The organism is Pedobacter sp., from assembly GCF_035317785.1.
Classification (GTDB): Bacteria; Bacteroidota; Bacteroidia; order Sphingobacteriales; family Sphingobacteriaceae; genus Pedobacter.
Map to the genome: position 1 here is coordinate 1 of NZ_DATHGC010000226.1, position 11790 is coordinate 11790.

General features: G+C 44.9%; 11 protein-coding genes. 6 read left to right on the forward strand and 5 right to left on the reverse strand.

Features of this window, described 5'->3' with window-relative positions; all coding sequences use genetic code 11:
* Both VK541_RS13740 and VK541_RS13745 read left to right on the forward strand, forming a co-directional pair.
* Positions 1-1145 (forward strand): pseudouridine synthase (locus VK541_RS13740; RefSeq protein ID WP_324370903.1); only part of this gene is annotated, 1145 nt, incomplete at its 5' end.
* 6 nt (positions 1146-1151) lie between these two features.
* Positions 1152-2264 (forward strand): lactonase family protein, encoded by a 1113-nt coding sequence (locus VK541_RS13745; protein ID WP_324370904.1) that lies wholly within the window; start codon positions 1152-1154, stop codon positions 2262-2264.
* Positions 2265-2266: 2 nt separating this feature from the next.
* On the opposite strand, the gene bshA is transcribed toward VK541_RS13745, so the two are convergent.
* The 3 genes from bshA to tilS form a co-directional block, all read right to left on the reverse strand.
* Positions 2267-3412: an N-acetyl-alpha-D-glucosaminyl L-malate synthase BshA gene (gene bshA, locus VK541_RS13750; RefSeq protein WP_324370905.1), complete on the reverse strand. Its 1146-nt coding sequence runs from the start codon at positions 3410-3412 to the stop codon at positions 2267-2269.
* 85 nt (positions 3413-3497) lie between these two features.
* Positions 3498-3983 (reverse strand): hypothetical protein, encoded by a 486-nt coding sequence (locus VK541_RS13755; protein WP_324370906.1) that lies wholly within the window; start codon positions 3981-3983, stop codon positions 3498-3500.
* A gap of 58 nt (positions 3984-4041) precedes the next feature.
* Complete coding sequence (tilS, locus tag VK541_RS13760) at positions 4042-5397, reverse strand: tRNA lysidine(34) synthetase TilS (protein ID WP_324370907.1); 1356 nt, start codon at positions 5395-5397, stop codon at positions 4042-4044.
* A gap of 62 nt (positions 5398-5459) precedes the next feature.
* On the opposite strand from tilS, the gene VK541_RS13765 reads away from it, so the two are divergent.
* Positions 5460-7817: an OstA-like protein gene (locus tag VK541_RS13765; RefSeq protein WP_324370908.1), complete on the forward strand. Its 2358-nt coding sequence runs from the start codon at positions 5460-5462 to the stop codon at positions 7815-7817.
* Here the strand turns inward: VK541_RS13765 and rdgB are convergent.
* Together rdgB and VK541_RS13775 are read right to left on the reverse strand one after the other, a co-directional pair.
* Positions 7780-8367 carry an RdgB/HAM1 family non-canonical purine NTP pyrophosphatase gene (gene rdgB / locus VK541_RS13770; RefSeq protein WP_324370913.1) on the reverse strand — a complete coding sequence of 196 codons (588 nt, stop codon included), beginning with the start codon at positions 8365-8367 and terminating at the stop codon, positions 7780-7782. The genes VK541_RS13765 and rdgB overlap by 38 nt on opposite strands.
* On the reverse strand, positions 8367-8903 hold the full coding sequence (locus VK541_RS13775; protein WP_324370909.1) for a hypothetical protein: 537 nt from the start codon (positions 8901-8903) through the stop codon (positions 8367-8369). Before VK541_RS13775 ends, rdgB begins: the two co-directional genes overlap by 1 nt.
* Positions 8904-9012: 109 nt before the next feature.
* Between VK541_RS13775 and VK541_RS13780 the strand changes: the two genes are divergently transcribed.
* From VK541_RS13780 to VK541_RS13790, 3 genes are all read left to right on the forward strand, one after another.
* Positions 9013-9603 (forward strand): hypothetical protein, encoded by a 591-nt coding sequence (locus tag VK541_RS13780; RefSeq protein ID WP_324370910.1) that lies wholly within the window; start codon positions 9013-9015, stop codon positions 9601-9603.
* A gap of 64 nt (positions 9604-9667) precedes the next feature.
* The gene (locus tag VK541_RS13785) at positions 9668-11032 is read left to right on the forward strand and encodes a peptidylprolyl isomerase (protein ID WP_324370911.1); all 1365 of its coding nucleotides are present in this window, start codon (positions 9668-9670) and stop codon (positions 11030-11032) included.
* A gap of 6 nt (positions 11033-11038) precedes the next feature.
* A partial coding sequence (locus tag VK541_RS13790) for an AAA family ATPase (RefSeq protein WP_324370912.1) occupies positions 11039-11790 on the forward strand: 752 nt, incomplete at its 3' end.

The window sequence follows — 11790 nt, forward strand, 5'->3', positions numbered from 1 at the left end:
CCAGAACCGAGGGCGATTTTAAACCAAGGGGCGCAAGGAGTTCAGATGGAGGCTTCAAACCCAGGAGTTCAGGAGCGGGGGCTTTTAAAGAGGGAAGCTCCAGAGAAACCCCTCCGGGTGAAAAAACCCGCAGTTATATAAAGAAAGACAATTTCAGTTCCGGAGGTGATCAGCCTTTCAGGAAATTCGATGATAAAAAAGGTTCTGCTTCAAGGACTACAGACAGCAGACCATTCAGAAAAAGAGATGATGAGCAGGCCAAACAGGGCTTTAAGCCTTGGGAAGGACGGCCAGAGCGTTCTGAGCGTGGAGAAAGTGGCGAACACGGAGCAAAGGGCAGTCGCCAGGAACGCAACAATACCTGGAACGGTCCTGAAAAAGCACCTACTATGCGCGCCAGGAAAAATGCCCCGGTAAAAGAGGATGACGGACTGATCCGTCTGAACCGTTACATTTCAAACTCCGGCATCTGTTCAAGGCGTAAAGCCGATGAGCTGATTGCCGCAGGGGTGGTGTCGGTAAACGGCGTTGTGGTTTCAGAACTCGGCCAGAAAGTTGATCCGTTCAAGGACGAGATCAGGTATAACGGTGAATTGCTGAAACGTGAAAAGAAAATTTATGTGATCCTGAACAAACCAAAGGATTACATTACGACCACTGATGATCCGCAGGAACGCAAAACGGTGATGCAACTGGTGGAAAAAGCGAGCCGCGAACGCATTTATCCGGTTGGCCGCCTTGACCGCAATACTACCGGTCTCCTTTTGATGACCAATGACGGTGATCTTGCAGACAAGCTCTCGCATCCAAAAAATGGCATTACCAAAATATACCATGTAGAACTGAGCAAAAGTCTGAGCCAGGGAGACCTGAACAAGATCCAGTTTGGACTGGAGCTGGAAGACGGCATCATTAAACCGGATTCGGTATCTTATGTGACCGGCGGTTCAAAACGTGAGGTGGGGATCCAGATCCATAGCGGCAAGAACAGAATTGTGCGCAGGATATTTGAGCACCTGGGCTATGAGGTGGTGAAGCTGGACCGTGTGGTGTACGGCAACCTGACTAAAAAGGATCTTCCGCGCGGAAGATGGCGCTTTCTGGAAGAACATGAGCTGATACAGATCAAGCATTTGATAAAATAATTAGATATGAAAAGATTCCTTCTTGCACCTGTTTTACTGCTGGCTTTACAGAGCTGTGCACAACAAAGTAATTACAACCTGTTAATTGGTACGTATACCAATGGCGGAAAAAGTGAGGGGATCTATGTCTATACCTTTAACACACAAACTGGTGATGCTCAGGCAAAAAGTATAGCCAAAGGCATGGAAAACCCCAGTTACCTGACAGTAAGCGACAACAACAGGTTTGTTTACAGCGTCAATGAATCGGGTGAAAAAAGTGCGGTAAGCGCTTTTTCATTTGACGGGGTCAATGGCGTGCTTAAATTTCTGAACACACAGCCAACTCAGGGCGCTGACCCCTGCTACATCATTGCTGATGAAAAGCATGTGATCTCTGCCAATTATTCGGGCGGGAGTGCTTCTGTCTTCGGGATCCAAAAGGATGGTTCTCTTGGGGCGTTGAAACAACTGGTACAGCACAGCGGCAAAAGTGTAAATACGAGCAGGCAAAATGCTCCGCATGTACACATGGCGGCTTTTAGTCCTGACCGTAAATATGCATTGCTGAACGACCTTGGGACAGATAAAGTATACATCTATAAATACAATGCCGGGCTTTCCAGGGATGTTCTGGTACCCAATGACAGCGTAGCCATAACACCAGGGGCAGGCCCGAGGCACATTACTTTTAGCAAAGACGGAAAATATGCCTACCTGCTCCATGAAATGGATGGGGGCGTGACGGCTTTTAGCTATGGCGGTGGCCGGCTGAAGATTATCCAGGAAACCAAAATTACTGAGGATGGTTTTACCGGTGAGAACGGAGCCGCAGACATACACCTTTCGCCTGACGGGAAGTTCTTGTATGCCAGCAACAGAGGAAGCGAAAATAAGATCACGATATTCGCTGTTGAAAAAGGAGGCATATTGAATAAAACCGGCCAGGTTAGCACACTGGGAAAAGGTCCAAGAAATTTCGTCATTGATCCCAGCGGCAAATTTCTGCTGGTAGCCAATCAGGGAAGCGATGCCGTGGTGGTCTTTGAACGTGACCTGGTCAGTGGTGCGCTGAAGGATACCGGAAAAAGAATCAATGTGGGCGCACCGGTTTGTCTGGTGTTTGCTCCGGTTAAATAAAACTAGGCCTCATGCAGCTTCAGCTGCTCTTCGATCACTTTATTGTAGTAATCGACATATAGCGGCAGGATCTTTTTCAGGTCAAAGTCCTTTGCCCTGATCAGCGCATTTTCTTTAAACTGTTTCAATACGGCATCATCGCTTAGGATGCTGATCGCTTTTGCTGCCATATCATCCACATCACCGACATTGCTCATATAGCCGCAAAAACCATCGATATTCAATTCCGGTAAACCGCCGGCGTTGGAAGTAATCGCCGGTACTTTGCAGGCCATAGCTTCCAGTGCTGCAAGACCAAAGCTTTCCGATTCTGAAGGCATCAGGAAAAGATCAGAAACCGAAAGGATCTCTTCTATCGCATCCTGCTTGCCAAGGAAACGGACATGATCGCAAATGCCTAAACTGCGGCACAACTGTTCATCAGAGGCCCTTTCCGGTCCGTCGCCGACCATCAAAAGTTTGGAAGGGATAACTTCCTGGATCTTTTGGAACATCCGGATCACGTCAGCTGTATTTTTTACTTTCCTGAAGTTTGAGGTGTGGATCAGGATGCGTTCGTTGTTTGGGGCAATGGCTTTTTTAAAGTGGTCTTTTGGCTTCAGACTGAACCTGGTAAAATCTATAAAATTTGGAATGACCTTGATTTCGGTCTTGATGTCAAAGTGTTTTTCTGTATCGTCCTTTAAGCTTTGGGACACTGTGGTCACGCCGTCAGACTTGTTGATGGAAAAGGTCACTACCGGTTTATAGGTCGGGTCTTTGCCTACAAGGGTGATGTCGGTACCGTGCAGGGTGGTCACAAACGGAATATTGATGCCATAGGTTTCCAGGATCTGCTTGGCCATAAATGCTGCCGAGGCATGCGGAATGGCATAGTGAACATGCAGGATATCCAGCTTTTCAAACCGCACTACATCGACCAGCTTGCTGGCCAGTGCCGATTCGTATGGGGCGTAATCAAACAAAGGATAGTCCCTGACGGAAACCTCGTGATAAAATAAGTTGGCGGAGAAAAAGTCTAACCTGGCAGGCTGACTGTATGTGATGAAATGAACCTGATGGCCTTCATCGGCGAGCGCTTTACCTAATTCCGTAGCAACTACACCACTACCTCCAAAGGTCGGGTAACAAACAATACCTATTTTCATTAATGTATTTTTACGATACAAAGTACTGCACTTAAACTGAGCTTTGTGTTAAACAATTGCAATTATTTAAATTCAAACAGGGATGTTACCGGGACTTCATTTCTGCCTGGATGACCAGGTACATTTCATTGGGTCTCTGGGTACCGATATAATATTCGAAGCCGTCGTGGTCTGTAAGCACCACTACATCTTTGCCGGAGGAATAAAACCGGATGCTGCCTTTGCGGTGGAGGTTATAAACCGGGTTGTTGAAAAAATAATTGCTGTAGGTGTCTTTTCTTACTGCTGAGATCGTGTTCAGGTCTATGACTACTTTTTTGGTTGTCCACAGCCCGTCAATGATGATTTTTTTATCATTGATGATGGTTTTATACTGGATAAGAAAAAGTAAAGCAATAGAAACACCGATGATGCCAAAACCGACCACAATGAACAGGTCCTGGGTATTGTCGCGGTCACGCTCATAAACATAGGCCGCAAAACAGAATGCTGCCATAACCAATCTGATGCAGATACGGATATAATCGCGTCCGATGTATTGTTTTTCAAGAAAAGCGTAGCGGTTTCCCATTTGTTTAATTTTAGTATAAAGTTACTGGTTTTTTATGGTCTGCTAAAAACTGAAGCATTTATTCTTGTTTATTCAGGTAATCAACAGGCCTGAGTTCGAAAATAACGGTCTTTTTTGTGGATGCGGTTACTTTATAACGGTTGTCCTGCCTTAATCCGCATACCCAGATCACTTCTCCGTTGCCGTTAATCAGCAGGGGAACATGCTCCTTTTCGCTAAGGGGAATCTTTTCATCAATAAAAAAATCACTTAGTTTTTTAAAAGTCTTCATTCCCATCGGGCTAAATTTATCTCCCGGCTGCCAGGTCCTGATCAGTAACGGATAGATCAGTTTGACGGCATCGACGAATGCTTTGTTACTGGCATTCTCAAAAAAAGGAAGCGCTGATGAGGAAATAAAGATTTGGTGACAGGGCAGCTCGATGAAATGGTCGTGCTGATGAATAAAAACTACGGGCTGACCGGCATGATCTGTTAAAAGATCTATGATCAGGTCCTTGCGGTCGATGACCAGACGGTGCGTGCTGCTGTAAAAGGTCGTTCCGCTCTGCTTGTCGATGGACTGCAGCACCTCTGCTGCTACAGCTTCGGAAAAATCAAAGGGCTTAAGCAGCTCAAACAGCAACAATTGCTGTGGATGCAACGCTTTTATTTTGGCTATAGAAAGGTGCCAGTTGTGATTTCCTGGTAGCAGAATCTGTTCTCTAAGCACAGCAACAGCATTTTGGAGCACCATTTCGGTCTCGGCAAACCGCCGGACGTTTTGCTGAAAGGTCTGCCCGAGACTGGGGTTGATCTCTCTCAGCTGCGGCACCACATGGTGCCTGATCTTGTTACGGGCGTAATCGTCGGACAGGTTGGAGCTGTCTTCCACATAGTCCAGGTGGTTATTTTCGATGAGCCGGTCTATTTCTGCGCGTGTTAAAAACAGCATGGGCCTGATCAGTTTACCTCTTTTTGGCAGGATGCCGTGCAGCCCTGCGATACCTGTTCCCCTGGTCAGGTTCAGCAGTACAGTTTCCATAACGTCATCCAGGTGCTGCGCCAGCGCGATCACTTCATATTCATGGCTGAGGCGGACTTCTTCAAACCAGTCGTACCGCAATGTCCTGGCAGCCATTTGCGTAGACACTTTGTTGGCGGCCGCATAATCTTTTGTTTTAAAATGCGTTACATGAAAAGGGACATCAAGGGTTGCGGCCAGTATTCTGACAAAGCTTTCATCTCTTTGGGATTCGTCTGCGCGCAGACCAAAATTGCAATGGGCTATACCAAAATGATATCCCGCGAGTTTAAAAAGGTGGGCCATCAGCACTGAATCTTTCCCTCCGCTCACAGCCAGCAGGACTTTATGTCCTTCAGAAAAAAGCGCGTTGCTGCTGATGTGATCTTTAAAATATTGGAGGGCTAACATCTTTCAAAAATAACAACTAACTTTGTAAAGTGCAGAAAATACGCCTTTTCTTTATCTTATTTATGTTGCCGCTCTCTCTGCTGGCCCAGCAGAGAACCAAAATTATCCTGCAGCATGCCGATAAAGGGAGCAGCAATGCCGGGGAAAAAGCTTCTTATTTTAAGAACCCCATATTCCGGCACCTTAATGCAGTCATGACCTGCGACAGCGCAGTATTGTACCAGGAAAAAAATACCTTTGAAGCTTTCAATAACGTGCACATTGTACAGGGCGACACGATAAATATTTATTCTGACCACCTGGTCTATGACGGAAATACCAAGATCGCACACCTGACCAGTAATGTGCGCATGATTGACAAGGAATCGGTACTGACCACCAATATCCTGGATTACAATATGGGCAGCAAGGTGGGCACCTATGTTGAAGGCGGTAAAATTGTCAATAAGGATGTAACACTGACCAGCAAGAACGGCTATTATTTTTCCAACAGCCGTGATGCCTATTTCAGGTACAATGTGGTGGTGGTGACCCCTGAATCCCGGATCACTTCTGATACGATGCGGTACAATACCCTGACCAACTGGTCTTACTTTTACGGCCCTACCAATATCAAGGGCAAGGGTGACAACCTCTATACGGAAAACGGCGCATACAACACCAAAACGGAATACGCTTATTTTGGAAAAAAGAACCTTTATACAAATGCCTCAAAGTCATTAAAGGGCGATAGTTTGTATTATGACGGAAAAGCGGGATACGGAAAAGCGGTGCGGAATATTATTTTTAAGGATACAGCGGACAAAACGGTCTTGTATGGTCAGCTTGGTTATTATTATAAGATCGATGAGCGGGCCCTGGTGACTAAAAATGCCTATGTGGGGATGGGGACAAAGGACTCGGTCACAGTAAACAAAAAACTGGTGCCGGATAGTATCTGGATGGGCGCCGATACGCTGGAGACTCAGATGGTACTCCGGAAAACACTGAAACTTATTGAATTTCCGGTATTAAAAAAAGACAATGAACTGGGTGAGGAGGAAAAGCCGGACCCGAAAACTGCGGGCGCAAAGAAGGGCCCTGCTTCGGCAAGGAATAAGCTGACAGCAAAAGCTCCGCCCCCTGCCCCGCCTAAGAAAAAACTATCCAGGAAGGAGAGAAAGGCTGCATTAAAGGGTAAACTCACAGACAGTACAAAGATTGCCCCTTTAACAGACAGCCTGTCCAAAGACAGTTTGCTCAAAATACCCGGGGCAGACAGCCTGATCAAAAGCCTTGCAAAAGATACTACATTGCTCAAAAAGGCTGATTCTTTAGCAAATGCAAAGGGGGCCAAAGATTTGCTGAAAGCTGTCAGGCCGGGCAATGTCCATAAAACGGACAGCTTACTGAAAAAGAATCCTGTTGTTAAAAAAACAGCAGATACTTTATTGAAAAAGGGAGCTGTTGTGTTGAAAAAAACAGATTCTGCCCTGCTAAAAAAAGGCGTGCTGAAGGATACGGTACCGCCAAATCCTTTGGATACGGTCAAGACAAGATCGATCAAGGCCTATCACCACGTGCGTGTTTTTAAATCAAACATGCAGGCTGTCGCCGATTCGCTTTTTTATACTGCGGCGGACTCCACCTTGCGCTGGTATGGCAGCCCGATCTTGTGGTCGCAAGGCTCTCAGCAAACCGGCGACACGATCTACGTCCGTCTGAAAAATAACAAACTCAATACCCTGCAGGTACTGGAAAATGGCTTTATGGTTAATGTAAATGCGGACTCCGCGAAATTCAACCAGGTCAAGGGAAAACTGATCACGGCCTTCTTTAAAGACGGGGAAATGAGCAATATGTTTGTAGACGGAAATGCGGAAAGCATTTATTATACCCGTGATAAGGACAGCGTATATACAGACATGAGCCAGACCGTCAGCGCCAGGATAAAAATCCTGTTCAAAAATAAAGAGATCACCGATCTGCTGACCATAAAAGATCCGGAAGGGGTAAGAATCCCTGTCAAAGAATTAACCGAAGAAAAAATGCTGACCGGATTTATCTGGAGACCGGAATTCCGGCCGCTTTCAAAAAAGGAGGTGATCACGGGTAAGGCAAAAGCTAAACCAGGCAGCACTAAGGAAAAGTCAGCGGTGAAAAAAATAACGGTGAAGAATGGCAAGGCGATTGAAACCATAATGAATAAAGCCAAAACCCTGGTGCCGGATTCGCTCAAAAAAGAGGTGGCACTTCCTGATTCCATTCCGGACCTTTCCGGAAAAATCGATTCTCTGCAGAAAAAGGTTCCGGCATTACCTGTAAAACCAGGCTCAGTGCCTGCAAAAGTAGATTCTTTGAGTAAAAAATTAAGCCCGGTTATTAAGAAAGCCGATTCTGCAATTAAGAAGGATCTGCCTGTCCCTTTAAAAAAGCAATAAGTTTCTGCATGGCTATTGCCCTGTGACTGATCCTGTTCTTTTCTGTCATGCTCATTTGGGCAAAAGTCACATTATAACCAAAAGGCTCAAATACAGGATCATAGCCAAAGCCCTGATCGCCAGCCGGAACTTGCCGGATTGTCCCCTCTATCACCCCTTCAAACAGGGTGTTCTTCCCATTTTTCATCAGGGAGATCACTGTTTTAAAACGGGCCTTTCTATTGGTGACTCCTTCCATTCTCTGAAGCACCAGTTCCAGGTTAATCCGATCGTCTTTGATTCCCGAGTAACGGGCTGAGTATATGCCTGGTTCATTGTTCAGTGCTTCGATCTCCAGTCCGCTGTCGTCTGCGAAGCAATCCTGCTGATAATGTTCAGTCACGTAGCTGCTTTTAAGGATCGCGTTCTCCTCAAAAGAATTTCCTGTTTCGGGAATGTCTACCGTGCAGCCAATATCGGTAAGGGTCAGGATTTTATACTGACTGCCAAGAATGGATTGTATTTCTTCGGCTTTGTATTTATTGTTGGTGGCAAAGACCAGCTCCTTTATCATATTCCCAGTTGTTTCAGGCTTCCCCACAATACTTTCTTGCCGTTCTGATCTTCTTCCAGTTTACGGAGCTCTGCCGAAAAGATCAGTTTTACTTCTCCTTCTGTGACCACGGTATTTTCAGGATGGTCACTTAAGCTGAGGTGCCGCGGGGACACGCCGAACGCAAAGACAATAACGCTTGAAAAATGATCCTGAAGCTGTGCGAAGCTAGCATCAGTGTAATGTGCATAATTCATCAGGGCAAAATCATTGGCAGTAAGGTTCACTGACTTTACAATTTTCCTGAGCAGCTCCCTGCCTTTCTCGTCGCTTACATCGTTTTCCTGATCGTTGACCAGGATCAGTATGTTGCGTTTGTTATTTCCAAGAAATTTAAAAGCGGGTGCGGCTGTTTTTACCTCTTTTGGTACTTCCCCCATCGTTTCCTCTTGCACTTCTCTGTTTTGCTGTACTTCAGGTTCAGTAACCAGGTAAATATCGTCCGTGAAAAATAAGCGTAGGGCCTGTTCGTCTGTTGTAAGTTGGCTCAGCATTAATGATAATTTTATTGGAAATCTTTTTTCTGTTAAAATTAGTTAAATATCTCATTATAGTGCCTTTATTTATTACTTTTATGCCTTAAAATTTACACCACAATTTCTTTTGAGAAAAGTTTACTGCGTCATTATACTGTCTTTTGTTACAAGTGCCATATTTGCGCAGAATGTAGCTATAGTAAATGGAAAGCCCCTGAGCAGCAGAGAGTTTATGTGGTTTTATAAAAAGAACCATGCAGGCAATGCCGGTGCGTCTTATAGCGATTTGGAAACTTATCTGAACCTTTATATTGACTTTAAACTCAAGGTTCTGGATGCTAAAGAATTGGGTCTGGATAAAGATACGGCTTACCTGGCAGAGGTAAAGGATTATGAACTGTCTTTGAACACGCAAAAAAGAGTTTCTAAATCTAAGCCTGAATATACTTTTATGGCAAACGAGTACAGGGATGCGGTTCTGATGTTCAACCTTACAGAGCAAAAGATCTGGGAAAAGGCACAAAACGGAGAAACTGAGCTCCGTGCTTTTTATGACGGGCACAAAAATGATTATCCGCAAGGCTCTTTTGAAGAGATAAAGGGACAGGTCATTACAGATTATCAGCAAAGCCTGGAAAACCAGTGGATCGCGGCATTGCGGAAACGGTATACCGTAAAGATCCACCCGGATGAGCTAAAAAAACTGGCGAAGCATTAAATTACCGCCGATAAAATATATAATATTAAATTTGCAAAAGAGAATACAATTGAACAACCATAGAATGAGGAAATTTTTAATAATAGCATGCGGATTGATTTGTTTGTTTACCGGCACGCAGGCACAAAAGAAAAATATAGACAAGGTTATTGCAGTTTTAGGAAGCAACATTATTTTACTTTCAGATCTGAACCAGCAGTACGCACAATACTTAAATTCAGGAAACCCGGACAATCCGGCTATAAAATGCTATATCCTCCAGCAGATCCTGACACAAAAACTGTTAAAGCAGCAGGCGGAAATTGACTCGATAGAAGTAGATGAATCCATGGTTGACGAGGAAGTGGACAAGCGTATGCGCTACCAGATCCAAAAAGCCGGCGGCCAGGAAAGACTGGAGCAGTTTTTAAACCGCTCAGTGCTCCAGTATAAGGATGAGATCAGACCTGACATCAAAGAGCAGCTGATCTCCAACAAAATGCAGCAAAAGATCACACAGGAGGTCATCGTTACCCCATTAGAAGTAAAACGCTATTTTGACGGGTACAAAAAAGACAGCCTTCCTGATATTCCTACTGAGTTTGAGATTGGTGAAATTGTACTGCATCCTAAACTGACAAAGGCAGAAAAGCAGAAGACCTATGATAAAATTGATGCTTTGAGACTGAGGGTGAAAAGCGGCGAGGATTTTGCGTTCTTAGCCAAAACTTATTCAGAAGATACGGGTTCTGCTCCGGACGGGGGTGACCTTGGATTCTTTGACCGTAAGCAGATGGTGAAGGAATTTACGGCATGGGCTTTCAAATTAAAACCAGGTGAAATGTCCCCGGTATTTGAGACAGAGCACGGATACCACATCCTTCAGGTCATCGAGCGCCGCGGGGAACAGGTTCAGGCCCGCCACATCCTTATTCGTCCGCAAACAACTCCTCAAAGTATGGAGCGGGCTAAACTTCATGCAGATACCATTTATAAAAGCATTGCTGACAAGAAACTTCCTTTTTCAACCGGGGCATCTTTGTATTCAGACAATAAAGATTCGCAATACAACGGAGGTATGCTGTTGTATGCTGATCAGCAAACTGCGAGGACAACATTCATTCCTGCGGACAAACTGGACCCCAAAGTATTCCTTGTTGTAGATACCATGAAAGTTGGAGAAATTTCAAAACCAGTGGCTTTTACTGAACCCGACGGAAAAGAGGGTTATAAAATCTTGTATCTGAAATCAAAGATCCCTCCTCATAAAGGTAGCCTGGAACAGGATTACGCCAAATTTAAGGAGCAGGCACAGCAGGAAAAGACCAACAGAATATTAAGTGACTGGTTTGAGAAAAGAAGAGAAGATACCTACATCAGGATTGACGATGAGTACAGCAGTTGCGCTGAGTTACAGATCTGGACTAAAAATATGACTGCTAAAAAATAATAATATATGCAGTTTGAAAATGACATTAAAGCGGTAGACGCCCTTCATCTGGCCTATAACAATATCAAATCAGAAATCGGCAAGATCGTTATCGGACAGGAAGAGGTCGTAAAATCAGTTCTGATCTCTATATTTAGTAACGGTCATTGCCTTTTGGTTGGTGTTCCCGGACTTGCCAAAACATTGCTGGTGCAAACCGTGGCTGATGTAATGGACCTGCAGTTCAACAGGATCCAGTTTACACCCGATCTGATGCCAAGCGATATCATCGGTGCGGAGATCCTGGGTGAAGACAGGAATTTCAAATTCATTCACGGCCCTGTATTTTCAAACATAGTTCTGGCAGACGAGATCAACAGAACACCTCCGAAAACGCAGGCGGCTTTACTGGAAGCCATGCAGGAAAAAGCGGTTACAGCGGCTGGTCAGCGGCATGTACTGCCAAATCCCTTCTTTGTACTGGCTACACAAAATCCTATTGAACAGGAAGGCACATACCCGCTTCCGGAAGCACAGCTGGACCGTTTTATGTTCAACATACACCTGGACTACCCTTCTTTTGCAGAAGAGCTGACGATAGTAAAAAGTACAACCAGCAATACTGATGTAAAGCTTAAAAAGATCATAGATGCCAAACAGATCCAGTATTTTCAAAAACTGATCAGAAATATCCCGGTGACAGATAACGTGGTAGAGTATGCCGTGAAGCTGGCGAGCAAAACACGTCCGAATACTGCCCTGGCTACCGAAGATATCAA